Here is an 18,463-nt window from a genome sequence, read left to right as displayed (position 1 = left end):
GACTCCTGTTCTCGAAGTGTCAGAGCGCGTCGGGGCCGCGCTCACCGGTCCGGACCCGTACGGCCGTCTCGACGGGGATCGACCAGACCTTGCCGTCACCGATCTTGCCGGTCCGGGCCGCCTTGACGACGACCTCGATCAGCTGCTCGGCGTCGTCGTCCTCGGCCAGCACCTCGATGCGGATCTTGGGGACGAGGTCGACGGTGTACTCGGCGCCCCGGTAGACCTCGGTGTGGCCGCGCTGCCGGCCGTAGCCGCTGGCCTCGGTGACGGTCAGGCCGTGGACCCCGAAGGCCTGGAGGGCTTCCTTGATCTCGTCGAGCCGGTGGGGCTTGACGACGGCGGTGATGAGCTTCATGCGTCCACCTTCTTGCTCGCGGCGGTCTCGGCCACGGGGGCCGGCACGGCGGTGCGGGCGGCACCGCCACCGGCGCCGCTGAAGTCGTATGCGGTCTCGGCGTGCTCGGCCTGGTCGATGCCGGCGATCTCGTCGTCCTCGGGGACCCGCATGCCGATGGTCTTGTCGAGGACGAAGGCGAGGATCGCGGAGACGACCAGGGAGTAGGCGAGGACGGCGAAGACACCGGCGCACTGCTTCCAGAACTGCTCCAGGCCACCGCCGTAGAACAGGCCCTCGACGTCGGACTGGCCCTTTCCGCTGGCGAAGAGGCCGACGAGCAGGGAGCCGACGATGCCGCCGACCAGGTGGACGCCGACGACGTCGAGCGAGTCGTCGTAGCCGAGCTTGTACTTCAGGCCGACGGCCATGGCGCACAGCAGACCGGCGATCGCGCCGACGGCGATGGCGCCGACCGGGGAGACGGCACCACCGGACGGGGTGATGGCGACGAGGCCCGCGACCGCGCCGGAGGCGGCGCCCAGCGTGGTGAACGCGCCGTGGCGGATCTTCTCGTAGGCGAGCCAGGCGAGCATGGCGGCGGCGGTGGCGACCTGGGTGTTGACGAACATCAGGGAGCCGGTGCCGTCGTCGTTGCCGAGCCAGGAGCCGGCGTTGAAGCCGAACCAGCCGAACCACAGCAGACCGGCACCGAGCATGACCAGCGGGAGGCTGTGCGGGCGCATCGGGTCCTTCTTGAATCCGACGCGCTTGCCGATGACGAGGATGACGCCGAGCGCCGCGGCACCCGCGTTGATGTGGACCGCCGTACCGCCCGCGAAGTCGATCACGCCCATGTCGAAGGCCCAGCCGCCCTCGCCCCACACCCAGTGGGCGACGGGGAAGTAGACAATGGTCGCCCACAGCGTGATGAACAGCGCCCACGCGGTGAACTTCACGCGGTCGGCGAGCGCACCGCTGATCAGGGCGGGGGTGATGATCGCGAACATCAGCTGGAAGACCATGAACACGAGAAGCGGGATGTTGTACGAACCCCACAGCTCGTTCTTGTCGACGCCGCTGAGGCCGACCCAGTCGGCGTTCCAGCCGATGAGGCTGCCGGAGTCGGTGCCGAAGGCGAGGGAGAAGCCGTAGAGCACCCACAGGATGGTGACTATCCCGAGGCTGATGAAGCTCATCATCAGCATGTTCAGGGTGCTCTTGACGCGGACCATGCCTCCGTAGAAGAAGGCCAGCGCCGGCGTCATGAGCATCACCAGGGCGGAGCAGATGAGCATGAAACCTGTGTTGGCAGCAGAGAGCTCCGTCTCTGCGGCAAGCGTGATGGCTGGTGCCATCGGCGTCTCCTCGTCTTTGGTACGGCCCCGTGCGGGCGAAGCCTGAGCGGATTGAGGGGTGGGCCGGTTATGCGCCACGACATTGGCGCAGCGCGGTTTCGGTGGAAGCCCCTCGTTGTTTCGCGGCGGTGACGAAGGCGCCGTGCGTGTTACGCGTCGGTGAATCGGCAGATCTCGGCGCGCGCGATCGTTATCGTGGCGCAACCTTCTGCGGACCCGTCCGCAAGGAGAGAACCGGCCGCGGTCGGCCTTCCGGATGACTGGCATGGGGGAGCCGAGTCGGGCAGTTCGGGAAGGCCGGCCGCGGCCGGGGTCTTTGCGGTGGTGGGTCAGACCGCTTCCGCGGTCTCCGGCAGCTCGATGGCGAGCCGGTCGGTGAGGTCGACGACCTCGGCGAGATCACCGAAGTCGCGTACGGCGGTGTCGACGGTCTTTCGGATACGGGTGTTCACCCGCTCGGAACGCACCTTCTTGGCGACCTGCATGGCCTGCGCCGCCAGCACGGTGGCCTGCTCGGGCTCGCGCTGGAGCAGATGCACGGTGGCCATGCCGATGAGGTTGAGCGCATACGACCGCTGGTGCTCGCCGTCCTTCGCGAACAGGTCCACAGCCCGCTGCATCAGCGGCTCGGCGAGGGAGGCGTAGGTGGGGCTGCGGCCGGCGACATAGGCGAGGTCGCGGAAGGAGTGGCTGTTCTCGCCGTGCAGCTCGGCCTCGGAGAAGAAGCGGATCCAGTCGGGGTCCGGGTCGTCCCATTCGTCGGCCTCGGCGAAGGTGTCTTCGGCCATCCGCACGGCCCGCTTGGTCTTGCCGGGCTGGCCCATGTTGGCGTACGCGCGGGCCTCCATCGCATACAGCATCGCCTGGGTGCGCGGGCTCGCGCAGTCCCGGCTGCCGTACTGCGCGAGGTGGATCAGCTCCAGCGCGTCCTCGGGCCGCCCGAGGTGGATCATCTGACGGCTCATGCTGGACAGGACGTACGAGCCGAGCGGCCGGTCACCGGCCTCCTTGGCGGCGTGCAGCGCGAGCACGAAGTACTTCTGGGCGGTGGGCTGGAGACCGATGTCGTACGACATCCAGCCCGCCAGTTCGGCGAGTTCGGCGGCGACCTTGAACAGCCGGCGGGTCGTCGCCTCGGGCTGCGCCTCCTGGAGCAGGTCGGTGACCTCGTGCAGCTGGCCGACGACGGCCTTGCGGCGCAGGCCCCCGCCGCACTGGGCGTCCCACTGCCGGAACATCACGGTGGTGGACTCCAGCAGGTCCAGCTCGGGCCGGGACAGCTCACCGCGCGCGCGGGTGGCGGGCGTCGACGGCTCGGCCTGCTGTGCGGCGGCCGCGGCGACGGGCACCAGCCAGCGCTGCATGGGCTCGATGAGGGCGGGGCCCGCGGACAGGGCGAGCGAGGTGCCGAGGAAGCCGCGCCGGGCGAGCATCAGGTCGCTGCGCGAGAACTCGCTGAGCAGCGCGACCGTCTGGGGGCCGGTCCAGGGCAGGTCGACGCCGACCGCGGAGGGTGACGGACGGGCCGCGCGCAGCCCGAGGTCCTCGACGGAGACGACACAGCCGAACCGCTCGGAGAACAGCTCGGACAGGATCCGCGGGATCGGCTCACGGGGGTTCTCGCCGTCGAGCCAGCGGCGTACGCGGGAGGTGTCGGTGGAGATGTGGTTGGCGCCCAACTGGCGGGCGCGGCGGTTCACTTGGCGGGCCAGCTCGCCCTTCGACCAGCCGCTGCGCACGAACCACGAACCGAGCAGCTCGTTGGGGCGCTTGTCAGCGTGTCCGCCGCTTCCGCCGTTGCCGCCCACTGGAACGCCCCCATCCCTGAAGACCGCTTGCCGCCTCTTTGCGTCAAGCCCTATCAGAATGCCCTTGGTTCGGGCTTCCCGTCCGGGAGTTCTCACCCTTCGAACGGGGAAGCGAGTTGCCTCCGGCATACCCACGAGCGCATGTGCCGCAGGGCTCGTGTACTCAAAGTAATCCTACGATCACCGGTCCAGCCATGGCGATCCCGGAATCGCCACCATTCGCCACCCCTTCGAATGAACTCACGGTGGCCTTCACAGGATTCACTTGACATAGGACAGCCGGGAATGAGCGGAGCGATGCACACGGGGGCGCGCACCGCCGGGCGCACCACCCGGTGCACCCGAAGGCGCCACTTGCATCACGGCTCATGAGTGTCCGGCGGTCTCGTAACCACCGGTGCGTCGGACCCGTTGGAGGGGGCATGGGCTTCACGATCGGCAGCAGTCGGGGCATCCGCGACATCCGGTCCGGCACGCGTCGCCGCGGACGCTCGTCGGAGGGCACCGCCGTGGCCGAGTACACCGGACTGTGGGGCTGGGCCGTCGTCCCCGGCGCCCGGGCCTCCGCGGGGGCCTGCTCCTGCGGCCGCGACGACTGCCCCGCCCCCGGCGCGCATCCGCTGGACTTCGCCCCCGAGGTGCGGGCGGGGGCCACGCTGGACGAGGCGACCGAGGCGTGGGCGGAGTTCCCGGGTGCCGCGGTGATGCTGCCGGTCGGCCGGACGTTCGACGTCATCGAGGTCGCCGAGGCGGCCGGGCGCCGGGCCCTGGTCCGGCTGGAGCGCATGGGCCTGCCCCTCGGCCCGGTCACCGCCACCCCCGACGGCCGCGCCCACTTCCTGGTCGCCCCCGGCGCCGCGGCCGAGCTGCCCGCGCTGCTGTACCGCATGGGCTGGGACGACCCCGGCCTCGACCTGCGCGGCCTCGGCGCCGGCGACTTCATCACCGCACCGCCCTCCGACCGCGCCGGCCTCGGCCCGGTCAGCTGGCTGCGCGCCCCCGACCTCGACTCGGCGACCCGGCCGCCGCAGGCGCGGCTGCTGCTGGGCACACTGGCGTACGTGGCGCACCGCTCACGGGCGTGAGCAGGCCCTCGAAAGAGGTCGCCTCCATGACGAAGCGCCCACTCCCCGACTGCACCTCGGGGGGCGGGCGCTTCTCCATGCGCATGGTCATGAGCAGGGGCTGTCGGGTCACTCCCCGATGAGGGCGTCGACGAACGCCTCCGGCTCGAAGGGCGCCAGGTCGTCCGGACCCTCGCCGAGCCCGATGAGCTTCACGGGGACGCCCAGCTCGCGCTGGACGGCCACGACGATGCCGCCCTTGGCGGTGCCGTCGAGCTTGGTGAGGACGATGCCGGTGATGTCGACGACCTCGGCGAAGACACGGGCCTGCACGAGGCCGTTCTGCCCGGTGGTGGCGTCCAGGACCAGCAGCACCTCGTCCAGCGGGGCGTGCTTCTCGACGACGCGCTTGACCTTGCCGAGCTCGTCCATGAGGCCGGTCTTGGTGTGCAGACGCCCTGCGGTGTCGATGAGGACCACGTCGACCCCCATCTCCTTGCCCTCCTTCACCGCGTCGAAGGCGACGGAGGCGGGGTCGCCCTCCTCGGGCCCGCGCACGGTGTAGGCGCCGACGCGCTCGCCCCAGGTCTGGAGCTGGTCGGCGGCGGCGGCCCGGAAGGTGTCGGCGGCGCCGAGCACGACCGTACGGCCGTCGGCGACGAGAACGCGGGCGAGCTTGCCGGTGGTGGTGGTCTTGCCGGTGCCGTTGACGCCGACGACCATCACGATGCCGGGCTTGCGGTCCTCCGGCTCGGTCTTCACGCTGCGGTCGACATCGGTGCCGACCAGCTTGAGCAGTTCCTCGCGCAGCAGGGCGCGCAGCTCGTCGGGCGTGCGGGTGCCGAGCACCTTCACGCGCTCGCGCAGCTGCTCGACCAGCTCCTGGGTGGGCTGCACGCCGACGTCGGCGGTGAGCAGGATGTCCTCGATCTCCTCCCAGGTGTCGTCGTCGAGGTGCTCGCGCGAGAGCAGCGTGAGCAGCCCCTTGCCGAGGGCGTTCTGGGAGCGGGACAGACGGGCGCGCAGGCGCACCAGGCGCCCCGCGGTGGGCTCCGGGACCTCGATCTCGGTCGGCGGGAGCTCTTCGACGACGGGGGGTTCCTCGACGGCGGTCGCGCCGCCGCCGGGGAGGTCCACCTCCTCGATGGTGCGGCGCGGTTCCTCCCGCGGCGTCTCGGCCTCGTCGCCGACGTGCGGCTCGGCCGGGGGGGCGGTGATGTCGGGGGCGGCGGGCGGGGGCGGGGGCAGCGACTTCTTCCGTCGGCTGCCGACGACGAGCCCGCCGAGCGCGCCGAGCACGACCACGGCGATGACTACAGCAAGGATGACGATGTCCATAACGCGTCCAGTATCGGCCATGGGTCCTGATCGGACCCTCTTGTGCGTTCCTCCAACGGGTGAGCCTGCACACCCCTGGCCATCTGACACCCCGTCAGCTACGGTCCCCCTGCCGAGCCGCCGTCCGCCGAAGGGGGCCCCATGCCCGTCACGGTCGTACGCCTCAACCTGGTCGAACCGGGCGCCACCCCCGCCTCTCTCGCCGCTCGCTACCGGGCCGCCCTGGAGATGGCGGCGTACGCCGACGAGCGTGGGATCGCCACCGTGCAGACGGAGGAGCACCACGGCGTGGCGGACAACTGGCTGCCCTCGCCGTTCGCCTTCGCGGGCGCGGTCCTCGGCGCGACCCGGCGGATCGCTGTCACGGTGTCGGCGATGATCGGCCCGCTGCACGACCCGCTGCGGCTGGCCGAGGACATCGCCGTACTCGACCTGATCGGCGGCGGCCGTCTGGTGACGGTCGCCGGGATCGGCTACCGGCCCGAGGAGTACGCGATGTTCGGCGTGGACTACACCCGCCGCGGCAAGCTCCAGGACGAGCTGCTGGAGACCCTGCTGAACGCCTGGACCGGCGAGGAGTTCCGGTACCGGGGCCGTACCGTACGGGTCACCCCGCGCCCCGTGACGCGGCCGCACCCCCTGCTGCTGGTCGGCGGCTCCTCGAAGGCGGCGGCCCGCCGGGCGGCTCGCCTGGGCCTGCCGTTCTTCCCCAGCGCGCACCTGCCGGAGCTGGAGGCGTACTACAAGGAGCGGCTCACCGAGTACGGCACCGAGGGCTGGACCATGATGCCCGCCGCCGAGACCCCTCTCCTGCACCTCTCCGAGGACCCCGACCGCACCTGGGCCGAGCACGGGAGCCGCTTCCTGCACGAGGCCCGCACCTACGCCTCCTGGCAGTCGGCCGACATCCGCTCGGCGGTCCGGTCGGCGGCCGCGACGGTGGAGGAACTGCGCGCGGAGGGCGTCTACCGGGTGCTCACGCCGGACGAGTGCGTGACGCTGGGCCACGACACCTACGTACTGCATCCGCTGGTGGGCGGGATGCCGGTGGAGGAGGGGTGGCGCAGTCTGCGGCTGTTCGCGGAGGAGGTGCTGCCGGCGCTGGCGGGCTGAGCGGCCCCGCATATTCGCTGGTCCGGGCCGGACGCCCGGTGATCGCCCTTCTGCTCGCTCATCTCGACGCGATCGCTCACGGCACCGAGCGTCCTCGGACGGTCGAGGAACACCGGGGCCAGATCGAGGAGCGTCTGCGGAACCTCGCGGACAGCGCCCACGAGGCCGTGGAGATCGGTGGTGGCGTCCTCGTCCGGTGACCGGCGTGCACGACACCGCCGCCCCCGGTCCGGCATGGAGCGGGGGCGGCGGAAGGTACGAGGAGAGGGGCAGCGGGGACTTGGCCCTTCTCCCCGAGATCGGGGGCCGGTCAGCCCATCTCCTCCAGGGACTTGCCCTTCGTCTCCTTGACGAACCTCAGGACGAACGGGATGGAGAGCGCGGCCGAGACGGTGTAGATCACGTAGGTCGCGGACAGGTTCCAGTCGGCCAGGGACGGGAAGCTCGCTGTGATGGCCCAGTTGGCGATCCACTGCGCGGAGGCGGCGACACCGAGTGCGGCGGCGCGGATCCGGTTCGGGAACATCTCGCCGAGCATGACCCAGACGACCACACCCCAGGACAGGGCGAAGAAGAGGACGAAGACGTGGGCGGCGATCAGGGCGGTCCAGCCCTGGGCGGCCGGGAGCTTGCCGTCGACCAGGTCGTAGGAGAAGGCCCAGGCCTCCAGGGCGAGGCCGATCACCATGCCGACCGAGCCGATGATGGCGAGCGGCCTGCGGCCGACGCGGTCGACGAAGATCATGGCGATCACGGTGCCGACGATGTTGATGATCGACGTCGTGAAGGAGTAGAAGAACGACTCCGTCGGGTCGACGCCCACCGACTGCCACAGCGTCGAGGAGTAGTAGAAGGCGACGTTGATGCCGACGAACTGCTGGAAGACCGACAGGCCGATACCGACCCAGACGATCGGCTTGAAGAAGAAGGAGCCGCCGAGCAGGTCCTTGAAGGAGGACTTGTGCTCGCTCTTCATGGCGTGCTCGATCTCGGCGACCCGGGCGTCCAGGTCGATGTCGCCCTCCACCTCGGCGAGGATCTCGCGGGCGCGCTCGCGCTTGCCGACGGAGAGCAGGAAGCGGGGCGACTCGGGGATGGCGAAGGACAGCAGGCCGTAGAGGACCGCCGGGACGATCATGACGCCGAGCATGACCTGCCAGGCCTCCAGGCCCATCAGGCTGCCGCGCTGGTCACCGTCGGCGGCGTTGAGCAGACCCCAGTTGACCAGCTGCGACACCGCGATGCCGATGACGATGGCGGCCTGCTGGAAGGAGCCGAGACGGCCGCGGTAGGCCGGCGGGGCGACCTCGGCGATGTAGGCGGGGCCGATGACGGAGGCCATGCCGATGGCGAAGCCGCCGACGACGCGCCAGAAGGCGAAGTCCCACAGCGAGAAGGGCAGCGCCGAGCCGATGGCGCTGACCATGAACAGCACGGAGGCGATCTGCATGACCCGGATGCGGCCGATGCGGTCGGCGATGCGGCCGGCGGTCGCGGCGCCGATGGCGCAGCCGATCAGGGCGATGGCGATGACCTGGGCCAGCCCGGCGGAGCCGATGTCGTAGCGGTCCCGGATGGCCTCGACGGCGCCGTTGATCACGGAGCTGTCGTAACCGAAGAGGAAACCGCCCATCGCGGCGGCGGCCGCGATGAAGATGACGTGCCCGAGATGATCGGGATGAGCCGTTCCGGCTCCTGACTTGGATGCCTGCGCTGTGCTGGTCACGTTCAACTCCTCGGGCCATCGGCAGCGCTGCCGAAGGTAAAAACAACGTTGCCGAGACTATGCCTTCAAGTGTCGAAGTCAAGAGGTGTTGACTGTGACGTTTCAGGGCATGCGTGAGGGCCATGTGTTCAAGTCTTGAAGATGATCTTCAGCGGAGTCGTTGACTGATGACCTTCGACACGCCGTCGCCCTGCATGGAGACGCCGTACAGCGCGTCGGCGACCTCCATCGTGCGCTTCTGGTGGGTGATCACGATCAGCTGCGAGGCCTCCTGCAGCTCCTGCATGATCCGGATCAGCCGCTGGAGGTTGGTGTCGTCCAGCGCCGCCTCGACCTCGTCCATGACATAGAACGGGCTGGGCCGCGCCTTGAAGATCGACACCAGCAGCGCGACGGCCGTCAGCGACCGCTCACCGCCGGACAGCAGACTGAGCCGCTTGACCTTCTTGCCCGGCGGACGCGCCTCCACATCCACACCGGTGGTCAGCATGTTGTCGGGATCGGTCAGCACCAGCCGGCCCTCACCGCCGGGGAACAGCCGGCTGAAGACGCCCTCGAACTCCCGGGCAGTGTCCCGGTAGGCCTCGGTGAAGACCTGCTCGACGCGCTCGTCGACCTCCTTGACGACCTGGAGCAGATCCGCGCGGGTCTTCTTCAGGTCCTCCAGCTGCTCGCTGAGGAACTTGTGCCGTTCCTCCAGCGCCGCGAACTCCTCCAGCGCGAGCGGGTTCACCTTCCCCAGCTGCTGGTACGCCCGCTCGGCCGCCCTGAGCCGCTTCTCCTGCTCCGCGCGGACGAAGGGGCGGGGCTGGTTGCGCGGGTCCTCCGGGTCGTCGGGCAGCATCTCGCCCTCGGCGGGCGGGGAGGGCGGCACGAGCTGATGCGGGCCGTACTCGGAGACGAGCCCGGCCGGCTCCACACCCAGCTCCTCCAGCGCCTTGGTCTCCAACTGCTCGATCCGCAGCCGCTTCTCCGCGCCCAGCACCTCGCCCCGGTGCACCGAGTCCGTCAGCTTGTCCAGCTCGCCCTTGAGGTCACGGCCCTCGGCCCGCGCCGCGGTCAGCTCCTGCTCGCCCCGCGCCTTGGCGGCCTCGGCGGCGGCGCGCTCCCGCTCGGCACGGCCGAGGGACACCTCGACATGCGCCAGCAGGGTGCGCGCGCCCTGGGCGACCGCCCCCGCGACGGCCGCCTCGTGGCGCAGCCGGGCCTGCCGCTGCTCGGCACGCGCGCGTGCGTCGCGCTCCGCCCGTGCGGCGCGGTCCAGGGAGTCGGCCCGGCCGGCCAGTCCCTTCACCCGCTCCTCGTGCGTACGGACCTGGAGGCGGGCCTCCATCTCGGTCTGGCGCGCGTTGGCGCCGTCCGCGGCGAGACGGTCCCGTACCGACGTGTCGGGCTCCTCCTCGAACGGCATCTCCTCCGCGACCGCCAGCCGCTCTGCGAGTTCCTCGACCTCCTGGAGGGCCTTTTCGAGGGCGTCCTGCGCCCGTGCGGCGGCAGCGCTGCTGCGCTCGGCCTCTCCGGCGGCGCCCCTCGCCTGTCCGGCGAGCCGGCCGAGCTGCTGGGCCACCGCCGACTTCTCGCGGTCGGCGGCCCTGCGCCGCTCGCCGAGTTCCTCCACGAGGGTGCTTGCTTCTCTACGTCGCTCAGTCGCTGTTTGCTGCTGTTGCTGGAGGGCCTCGCAGCGGGACTCCAGCTCCTCCAGCTCGGCGGCGGCCTCGTCGACGGAGGCCTGGACCTCCAGCAGGCTCGGTGCGCCTGCGGAACCGCCGTGGGCGAAGTGGGCGCCGAGGAGGTCGCCTTCGGCGGTGACCGCGGTGAGGTGGGGGTGGGCGTGGATCAGGTCTTCGGCGGCGTCGAGGGTGTCGACCACGACGATGCCCTGGAGCAGGCGGCGTACCGCGGGCATGAGTTCGGCGGGGCCGCGGACGAAGCGCGCCGCGGGTGGGGCCGGTTCGTTGTCGTCTGCGGGCTCGTTGTGGCCGGTCGCGCAGTTCCCCGCGCCCCTTGGGGACGCGTCCCCAGCGTTGGCCAAGAGCAGAGCCGCCTTCCCGCCGTCCTGCTTGCGCAGGAGGCGGATCGCCTCGGCCGCCCGGGCCGGGGTCGTCACCGCGATGGCGTCCGCTGCCGTGCCGAGGGCCGCTGCCAGCGGGACCTCGTAGCCGGGGGTGATCGTCAGCAGCTCTGCCGCGGGGCCCAGGATTCCGGTGAGGCGGTCCTGCGCGCCGAGGAGTATTCCGGTGCCGTCCTTGCGGCGCAGGCCGAGCGACAACGCGTCCCGGCGGGCCTGGGTGGCCGCCCGCTGGCGTTCCGCCGCCGTGGCGGCCTCCCTCGCGGAGGTCAGTGCCGCCTCGGCCTCGGCCAGTCGCCGCTTGGCGTCCTCGTGTTGTTCGGCCAGTTCCTCATCGCCCGCGTCGAGGGCGTCGACCTCGGCCTGGAGGGCCTCGTACTCCTCCTGGGCGGCGACGGCACGTTCCCGCGCCTCGTCGCGGGCGGCGGCGAGGCGGTCGATCTCGGCCTGGGCGGAGGCGGCGCGGGAGCGGGCGGCGCTGACCTGGCCGGCGAGGCGGGCGAGGCCTTCGCGGCGGTCGGCGATGGCACGGGCCGCGTCCTTCAGGCGCCGCTCCTCGACGGCCAGTTCGCGCTCCAGCTCGGCGCGGTGGGCGACGGTGTCGTCCAGGGCGTGCTGGGCCGCATCCAGGGCTGCCTCGAGCTCGGCCTCCTGTTCCCGGATGCGGGCGGCCTCGCGCTCCATGTCCTCGGGGTCGCGCCCGCGCCGCTCCTCGGGGGGCGCCGAGGTGGCGCTCTTGACCCGGGCGTCGGCCAGCGAGATCGTGCCGCGCACCCGCTCGGCGAGCTGGGAGAGCTCGTACCAGGTCTGCTGGGCCCGCTGGAGGCGCGGCGTGAGGCGGCGCACCTCGTCCTCCAGGAGCGCCTCGCGCTGGAGGGCCTTCTTCAGCTCCTGCTCGGCTGCTTCCTTGCGTTCCTTCAGCGCGGCCTCGTCGGCGACCTCGGCCTGGAGCGCCTGCTGCAGCCGTACGAGGTCGTCGGCGAGGAGGCGCAGGCGGGCGTCGCGCAGGTCGGCCTGGATGACGGCGGCGCGCCGGGCGACGGCGGCCTGGCGGCCGAGGGGCTTGAGCTGCCTTCTGAGCTCGTCCGTCAGGTCCTGCACGCGCGCGAGGTTGGCCTGCATCGCGTCCAGCTTGCGCAGCGCCTTCTCCTTGCGCTTGCGGTGCTTCAGCACGCCCGCGGCCTCTTCGATGAAGGCCCGGCGGCCCATCGGGTCCGCGTGCAGGACGGAGTCGAGCTGGCCCTGGCCGACGATGACGTGCATCTCGCGGCCGATGCCGGAGTCGGAGAGGAGTTCCTGGATGTCGAGGAGCCGACAGGTGTCGCCGTTGATCTGGTACTCGCTGCCGCCGTTGCGGAACATGATCCGCGTGATGGTGACCTCGGCGTACTCGATGGGCAGCGCACCGTCGGAGTTGTCGATGGTCAGCGACACCTCGGCCCGGCCCAGCGGCGGGCGGCCGGTGGTGCCGGCAAAGATGACGTCCTCCATCTTGCCGCCGCGCAGCGACTTGGCGCCCTGCTCCCCCATGACCCAGCTGAGGGCGTCGACGACATTGGACTTGCCCGACCCGTTCGGCCCGACCACGCAGGTGATGCCCGGTTCGAACCGGAGCGTGGTCGCCGAGGCGAACGACTTGAACCCCCGGAGGGTCAGGGCCTTGAGGTGCACGCCGCTGGACTCTACCTTCCGGTCCCTGTCTCACTCCATGAACGCGCGGTTTCGCGGGTGAACGCCGGGGGCACACCAGACGTTGAAGAGGCTGAAAGGCTGCGCGGGGGAAAGAAAACAAGAGGCGGGGGAAAGAAAGAAGGGACGCCGGAGGCGTCCCTTGCAAACTCTGACAACTTGAGCGGTTGGATACGGGCAGCCCAACCACCGCTTGTCGATGTGCTGCGATGCAGTGATCAGGTGAGCGCAGGCTCCGCCTGGTGTGCGTCGATGCTCTCCATGATCTCGTGGTGAGAAGCGGCAGCCGTCAGCGCGTCGTTCTCCGCCTGGATCCGTACGAGCTCCGATTCCAGGTCCTGTACACGCTGCTGGAGCCGTCGCATCTCGGCGAGGAGTCGAGGGTCGGAGCCGCCGACGTAACCGAGAAGCGCCTTTGCCATGATGGATGGTCCTCCACACTGAGTGACCGACCGATGCGGTTGGGTCGTGAGGGATTCGCACCCGCGGTGCTTGGCAGGATCAAGTGCTGCTCTGCCGTTGTTCCATGCCAAACAGCTAAGGTGCGCGGGGCTTTCAGCGTCTCACCAAAAAGTTTGACGGTCAACACGATCACGCCCCGTATTGGGGGCAACCCGGGGTCTGCGGCCGGAAAACGGCGGCGTCGCGACTCCTGCGGGGCCCTGGGGGCGTGGCGATCATCTTTCCGTGCGGAGCCTGCCAGGGCAAGGGGTTCTTGGCAACAACCAGGCGCTTTTCCCTTCGGGCGGCCTGTGGCGGAATGCCCCGGCGCGGTCTCAGAGGCCCTTTCGCGCCCGTGCTCAGCGAATGGCGAAGCCGTCGTAGCCGCCGCGCGGTGTGTCCCAGATCTCGGTGACACCGTCCACGCGCCCGGGCGTGTCGTCGCCGCGGAGCCAGTCGAGGAGCCCCTCGCAGCCCGTGCGCGCGCCCTCTGCGACGACCTGGACCCGGCCGTCGTCCAAATTGAGAGCAAAACCACTCAGGCCGCCGATCTCGAGCGCCTTGGCCCGCGTGAACCAGCGGAAACCCACACCTTGGACGCGTCCACGCACCCAGGCGACCAGCCGTACATCCTCGCTCATGGGTGCAACCTAACCGGCCGATGTCTCTCGGCACACTTCAGCCTCTTGCGCCATGCGGTACCGTCCCCACCCAATGCATCTCATATGAAACTCACCCGATCGGGTGAGCTGTGTCGACCGTTGGGGGACGGCTCGACGGCAAAGATCGCAAGGACGAGGAAGGCCAGAACATGGGACGCCACCGACGCTCCGCCGCCGGCCGCGCCGCCAAGGGCCGTGCCACGGGGGTCACGCCGACGGGGAATTCCGTCGCGGGAGGCCGCGACCCGCAGCACTCGTACGGGCACACCCCCACCGCGCCGGGCACCGCGCCCTATCTGAACCCCGAGGCGTACGCGGAGGTGTACGCCAAGAGCAACGCGTACCTCTTCGCGACCGACGACCCGGGGTCCGCGGCCGGAGCCGGAGCCGGGGGCAAGGACGGGCACGGGGACGGCACCGGGTTCACGCCGGACGACGGCTCGCGCCGCACCGGTGCCCCGCACTCCGCCACCGCCCACCGCCGCCGGAAGCGGGTGACGCCGGTGAAGACCGGCCTGCTCGGTGTGTCCGCCGCGGTCGCGCTGGGCGCGGTGGCGGTCGCCACCGGTGTCCTGCCCGGCGGCGACACCTACCGGCTCGGCGGCAGCGGCTCCGACAAGGTGCAGTCCGCCGAGAGCCCCGGCAACGTCGAGACGCAGCAGGGCGGCACGTCCGGCGCCGCGACCGAGGAGGAGCCCAGCGCTCCCGGCACGACCGGCACGACCAGCAGCAGCGGCAGCCGGCGCTCGGCCTCCCCCAGCGCGTCCCCGTCCCCCTCCCCCTCTGCGTCCACCTCCGCCTCGCCCTCCAGGTCGGCGACGCCGAGCAAGGCGCCGCAGCGGGAGCAGACGCAGCAGCCGAGGGCCACCCCCTCCCAGAAGCCGAGGGCGACGCCGTCCGAGGAGCCCACCAAGGCCCCCGTCGAGCCGACCACCCCGGCGACGGTGTCCGCGGAGGCCGCCGCCGAGGCCGAGGTGCTCCGCCTGGTCAACGTCGAGCGCATCCAGGCCGGCTGCACTCCGCTCGCCGCCAACAGCGGGCTCAGCCAGCTGGCCCGTGCCTTCAGCGACGACATGGCGGAGCGCGGCTTCTTCGACCACACCGACCCCGACGGCGCGACCCCCTGGGACCGCGCGGAGAAGGCCGGTATCACCGACCTCGGCGGCGAGAACATAGCCCGCGGCCAGGCCGACGCCGCAGCCGTCATGCAGGCCTGGATGAACAGCCCCGGCCACCGCGCCAACATCCTCAACTGCGACTTCAAGACCCTGGGCGTCGGCGTGCACTACGGCGACGGCGGCCCCTGGTGGACGCAGGACTTCGGGTACTGAGAATTCCGCAGGTCAGCGACCTATGAGGTTGCTTGGGCCGTCTCGGGGCCGTCATCCGTAGCCGCGTCGTCCCCGAAGACCGCATCAACGGCGGCCCGAGTCCGGGTCGCGCTGGTCGGCATCAGGTGGGTGTAGGTCCGCAGGGTGAAGCCAGGATCGTGGTGCCCCAGGTACTCACTCAGGGCCTTGATGCTCTCCCCCGCGTCCAGGAGGACGGACGCGTAGAAGTGCCGTAGCGCGTGCATGCCGTTGTCCCGGCCTGAAGCCACACCGGCCGCGCGGAGAGCCGGACGCCACTGCCGATCATTGAAGCGATTGCGGTTGAGGGGCAGTCCCTCAGCGCTCCGAAAGATCAGGGTCGCCGTGACAAGCGGACCGTCCAGCGTCTTCCAGGGCAGGGTCACCTCAGCAGCCGGGAAGCGCGTCAGGTGGCCGGCCAACGCGAAGCCGATGGACTCGGGCAACGGCACGTCCCGCTCCTTGCCTCCCTTCGGTGGTGCGAAGACCGGCCGGTTTCGAAGGAGCTTGACCTGGCGGACGACGTGGAGGACCCCGCCAAGGAAGTCGACGTCTTCAACGGCCAGGCCGAACGCCTCCCCCTGTCGGAGCCCGCAACCTGCAGCACAGTCCACGAGCGCCCGATACTGCTCGGGGAGTTCGGTCCGTACGGCCTTCACGCGCTCAGCGGTCCAGGGCTTCACCTTCCGAGGGTCGAGCCGTGGAGCCTTGACCGATCGAGCGCTGCACGGGTTTGTTCGGATGACCCGGTCTTCCACAGCCGCCGTGAACACTGTGGAGACGTGCGCGAAGATGCCCCGACGATAGGCCGCCGACAGCCCCGAGTCCTCCAGGGTGCGCATCCAGAGCCGCAGGTGCGAGGGGTTGAAGGAAGCCATGGGCCGCTTGCCGATGTGCGGGATCGCATGTACCCGGAGCCGCATCTCGACGGATTCCCGCGTTGCCGGGTCTGTCATCTGCGTGCGCATCCACTTGGTGGCGTACTGCTCGAACGTGACCTTGCCAGCCTCCGGAGCGATGTAGTCACCGCGAGACATGTCGGCCTCGATGTTGGCCAGCCACGTCTCGGCCTTCCGCTTCTGCTTGTCCGGGAAGCTCTTGGACTTCTCCGCGCCGTCCGGGCCGATGTAGCGGGCGCGGTAGCGCAGGCCGGTTCCGTGACGGTCGGTCTTGACCTTCACAGGCTTGCCGTCCGGGTCGGTCTCGACCTTGTACCAGCGGTCTTGGATGTGCCCGGCCATCAGGCAGCCTCTTCCATCAGGTTGTTGACCCAGGTCCGTACGTCCTCAGGGTCGAAGCGGAGATGCCGGCCGACACGGAAGCCGCGAGGCCCGGTGCCTTTGCGGCGCCACTGGTAAACGGTCTCGACGGGGACGCCCAGGAGGTCAGCGAGGTCCACCGGCGTCAGGTAGCGATCAGGCAGCGTGCGCTTCACGCCGACACCTCCCACTCGTCCAGATCAGGCACTTCGGCGAGCGCTTCGCGTGCTGTCTCTCGATTCAGTCGAATCTCATTGACGATCGTGGCCGCGAGCCAGGACTCGCCGGGGGTGTGGCCTTGTCCGGCGTAGGTCCAGTGGGCGAGGACGAGGGTGGATCCCTCCATGTCGTCGAGGTCTTCGGAGAGTCCGCGTTCGCGGCGTTCCTGTCGGGCGCGGTAGTCGGCGCGGACCTGGCGCAGGGCGGTGAGGGTGGTGGAGTAGCGGCGGGACTTGGTGGAGAAGTGGCCGCGGAAGCCGAGCATGTGAGCCCACCGGGCTAACAGCCGTTCGGGGTAGGCGTCGTCCAGGTCCCAGCACGCCTCGATCAGGCGCCGGGTGTGGGCGGGAACGGGCAGCTTGTCGAGTTCCGTAAGCTCCCCGATGCGGTGGTCAACGGTGCCGGTGGTCTCGGCCGCCTTGGTGGCGTACTTGGCGACGTAGGAGGCCACGGCCTGTTCGGTCAGTTCCTCGTGTCCGAGGCCACCGATCGGCTGCACGTCGACCTGCGAGCCCCACCGCAGGATGCGTTCGGCGAAAGCGCCGGCGGGCGACACGGTCACCGTGACTCGAGCAGCAGCGGCACGGATCGCATCGTCCAGGAGCACGACGGTGGCCCAGGCCGGGGGCGTCGTGTCGGGGCCTTCGGGGCCGTCGAGGCGGACCACGGCGTGGAAGTGCACGGAGCCGCGCTTTTGGAATTCGGCGACCTTGCCGAAGGAGACCCGGCACACCTCCTTCAACTCCGCTTGGGTCAGGCCCGCCCGTGCGGCGATCTCGCGGCGCAGGTAGATGGTGAAGCGGCGCCACAGGTCCCCGGCGAAGTTGTTCCACAGCACCGCGCCCGCGTAGTCGTAGCGCTCAGGGTCCAGGGCCGTGCCCAGGGCCGGGTCATCCTCGGTGTGGGAGCTCCCGCAGCGGCAGCGGCCGGAGTCGGGCCGGTTGTGGACCGGGCCGAACGACGGGGCGGTGAGCGTGGCGAAGACACGGGGATGCTCCCGCACGACCGGCGAGACGCCCTTGTTCACATCACCCGTGATCCCGGCGCGGATCAGGTGGTAGGTGTCCCCGGCGTAGGTCCATGCGCAGGCCGGGCAGCGCGAGGCACGGCGGTTGCCGCAGGCCACCCGGAGCATGCCGCCCGGCTCATGCTCGGTGCTGTAGGAGTAGAGGACATCACCGGTCTTGGCATCGCGAGTGACGGTCTGGCCCTGGAGTCGGATCGGGTTGGCGCAGCCGCCGGTACGGCGGACCTGCTCCTGCCAGCGATCGAAGCCCGGCGAGCTGGCGACCCTCAGCAGGTCCGCCAGGGTGATGGGGTCGGTGCCCATGGAGGCCGCAGCACCAGCTACGGCCTCCGGGGCGACGGGGAACACCGTCACGCGGCACCCCCGCACAGCGAGCACGGGCCGTAGCCCTCCTCGTACCAGTCCGCATCCGCATCCACGGCCCACAGCGCCCACACCTGCCGGGTGTCACCGCACTCGGGGCACGGACCATCCAGCAGGAACCGGCCTCCCCGCTCCCGGGCCTCATCGGTCATGGAGGCGAAGTGCGTGACGAGTGCCGCCAGCTCCCCGGCCCGCCGGTCCCGCTTGGCGTCGGGGAACCGCTCAGCGTGGGCCCGCTTCTGTTCGGCCGTGGCCTTGTTCCGCGCGCAAAGGCGCCGGTATCCGGCCTCCAGCGCGGCCAGGTGGCGGAGCCGATCCAGGCCCAGCCGGTCGGCGCCCTGGAGAATCCAGGCGACGAGCAGAGCGTCGTCCCCGCGCTTGTAGCGGTAGCCGTCCGGCAGATCCGAGGCGTACAGCGCCACGGTCCGCTCACCGTTCGATAAGTCCGAGACCGAGACCGTCTGTACCGACGGCAGGACCGGAGCGGGGTGCGAGAGGGTCAACGTCGCAGGCATGATGGAGGCTCCCTTAGTTGGGAGCCGGGGCAGCGGTTCTTCCTGGCAGTTGAGCGCTGCCCCGGCGTGGATCAGCACCCCTGGCGGGGCGCGACCTCACCGACCGGTTAGATCAGCGAGCACATCC

The 18,463-nt window shown here is 70.5% G+C and carries 16 protein-coding genes; 4 read left to right on the top strand and 12 right to left on the bottom strand.

Annotated features, from left to right (window positions below):
• Positions 1-19 precede the first annotated feature (19 nt).
• The 3 genes from ACIQ6Y_RS36565 to ACIQ6Y_RS36555 all read right to left on the bottom strand — a co-directional run bounded on the left by ACIQ6Y_RS36565 (position 20) and on the right by ACIQ6Y_RS36555 (position 3,503).
• Complete coding sequence (locus tag ACIQ6Y_RS36565; RefSeq protein WP_133046785.1) at positions 20-358, bottom strand: P-II family nitrogen regulator; 339 nt, start codon at positions 356-358, stop codon at positions 20-22.
• Complete coding sequence (locus ACIQ6Y_RS36560; protein ID WP_404046377.1) at positions 355-1,695, bottom strand: ammonium transporter; 1,341 nt, start codon at positions 1,693-1,695, stop codon at positions 355-357. The genes ACIQ6Y_RS36565 and ACIQ6Y_RS36560 overlap by 4 nt, the downstream gene beginning before the upstream one ends.
• A gap of 329 nt (positions 1,696-2,024) precedes the next feature.
• Complete coding sequence (locus ACIQ6Y_RS36555) at positions 2,025-3,503, bottom strand: hypothetical protein (protein WP_404046374.1); 1,479 nt, start codon at positions 3,501-3,503, stop codon at positions 2,025-2,027.
• A gap of 422 nt (positions 3,504-3,925) precedes the next feature.
• On the opposite strand from ACIQ6Y_RS36555, the gene ACIQ6Y_RS36550 reads away from it, so the two are divergent.
• The gene (locus ACIQ6Y_RS36550) at positions 3,926-4,588 is read left to right on the top strand and encodes a bifunctional DNA primase/polymerase (protein ID WP_404046371.1); all 663 of its coding nucleotides are present in this window, start codon (positions 3,926-3,928) and stop codon (positions 4,586-4,588) included.
• 108 nt (positions 4,589-4,696) lie between these two features.
• On the opposite strand, the gene ftsY is transcribed toward ACIQ6Y_RS36550, so the two are convergent.
• A complete protein-coding gene (gene ftsY / locus ACIQ6Y_RS36545) occupies positions 4,697-5,905 on the bottom strand; it encodes a signal recognition particle-docking protein FtsY (RefSeq protein WP_404046368.1) in 1,209 nt (402 codons plus the stop codon).
• Positions 5,906-6,046: 141 nt separating this feature from the next.
• Here ftsY and ACIQ6Y_RS36540 point away from each other — a divergent pair, with 141 nt between their 5' ends.
• Positions 6,047-7,018 carry an LLM class flavin-dependent oxidoreductase gene (locus ACIQ6Y_RS36540; protein ID WP_404046365.1) on the top strand — a complete coding sequence of 324 codons (972 nt, stop codon included), beginning with the start codon at positions 6,047-6,049 and terminating at the stop codon, positions 7,016-7,018.
• 38 nt (positions 7,019-7,056) lie between these two features.
• Positions 7,057-7,218: a hypothetical protein gene (locus tag ACIQ6Y_RS36535; protein ID WP_404046362.1), complete on the top strand. Its 162-nt coding sequence runs from the start codon at positions 7,057-7,059 to the stop codon at positions 7,216-7,218.
• Positions 7,219-7,328: 110 nt separating this feature from the next.
• On the opposite strand, the gene ACIQ6Y_RS36530 is transcribed toward ACIQ6Y_RS36535, so the two are convergent.
• From ACIQ6Y_RS36530 to ACIQ6Y_RS36515, 4 genes are all read right to left on the bottom strand, one after another.
• The gene (locus ACIQ6Y_RS36530; RefSeq protein WP_404046359.1) at positions 7,329-8,744 is read right to left on the bottom strand and encodes a sugar porter family MFS transporter; all 1,416 of its coding nucleotides are present in this window, start codon (positions 8,742-8,744) and stop codon (positions 7,329-7,331) included.
• A gap of 148 nt (positions 8,745-8,892) precedes the next feature.
• On the bottom strand, positions 8,893-12,483 hold the full coding sequence (gene smc / locus ACIQ6Y_RS36525) for a chromosome segregation protein SMC (RefSeq protein ID WP_404046356.1): 3,591 nt from the start codon (positions 12,481-12,483) through the stop codon (positions 8,893-8,895).
• A gap of 236 nt (positions 12,484-12,719) precedes the next feature.
• Complete coding sequence (locus ACIQ6Y_RS36520; protein WP_351837238.1) at positions 12,720-12,923, bottom strand: hypothetical protein; 204 nt, start codon at positions 12,921-12,923, stop codon at positions 12,720-12,722.
• 378 nt (positions 12,924-13,301) lie between these two features.
• On the bottom strand, positions 13,302-13,583 hold the full coding sequence (locus tag ACIQ6Y_RS36515) for an acylphosphatase (protein WP_404046351.1): 282 nt from the start codon (positions 13,581-13,583) through the stop codon (positions 13,302-13,304).
• A gap of 170 nt (positions 13,584-13,753) precedes the next feature.
• On the opposite strand from ACIQ6Y_RS36515, the gene ACIQ6Y_RS36510 reads away from it, so the two are divergent.
• Positions 13,754-14,935 carry a CAP domain-containing protein gene (locus tag ACIQ6Y_RS36510; RefSeq protein WP_404046348.1) on the top strand — a complete coding sequence of 394 codons (1,182 nt, stop codon included), beginning with the start codon at positions 13,754-13,756 and terminating at the stop codon, positions 14,933-14,935.
• 20 nt (positions 14,936-14,955) lie between these two features.
• Here ACIQ6Y_RS36510 and ACIQ6Y_RS36505 read toward each other — a convergent pair whose 3' ends face one another.
• From ACIQ6Y_RS36505 to ACIQ6Y_RS36490, 4 genes are read right to left on the bottom strand one after another with little or no spacing between them, the layout of a single operon-like run.
• Positions 14,956-16,194 carry a tyrosine-type recombinase/integrase gene (locus tag ACIQ6Y_RS36505; RefSeq protein WP_404046345.1) on the bottom strand — a complete coding sequence of 413 codons (1,239 nt, stop codon included), beginning with the start codon at positions 16,192-16,194 and terminating at the stop codon, positions 14,956-14,958.
• A complete protein-coding gene (locus ACIQ6Y_RS36500; protein WP_404046342.1) occupies positions 16,194-16,388 on the bottom strand; it encodes a helix-turn-helix transcriptional regulator in 195 nt (64 codons plus the stop codon). Before ACIQ6Y_RS36500 ends, ACIQ6Y_RS36505 begins: the two co-directional genes overlap by 1 nt.
• Positions 16,385-17,761 (bottom strand): replication initiator protein RepSA, encoded by a 1,377-nt coding sequence (gene repSA / locus ACIQ6Y_RS36495; protein ID WP_404046651.1) that lies wholly within the window; start codon positions 17,759-17,761, stop codon positions 16,385-16,387. Before repSA ends, ACIQ6Y_RS36500 begins: the two co-directional genes overlap by 4 nt.
• A 47-nt stretch (positions 17,762-17,808) precedes the next feature.
• A complete protein-coding gene (locus ACIQ6Y_RS36490; protein ID WP_404046339.1) occupies positions 17,809-18,336 on the bottom strand; it encodes a hypothetical protein in 528 nt (175 codons plus the stop codon).
• Positions 18,337-18,463 lie beyond the last annotated feature (127 nt).

It is taken from the genome of Streptomyces sp. NPDC096205 (genome assembly GCF_044763135.1).
In the GTDB taxonomy this organism is placed as follows: domain Bacteria; phylum Actinomycetota; class Actinomycetes; order Streptomycetales; family Streptomycetaceae; genus Streptomyces.
Note: the sequence above shows the minus strand (reverse complement) of the source record. Positions and strands in the feature narration are given on the sequence as shown.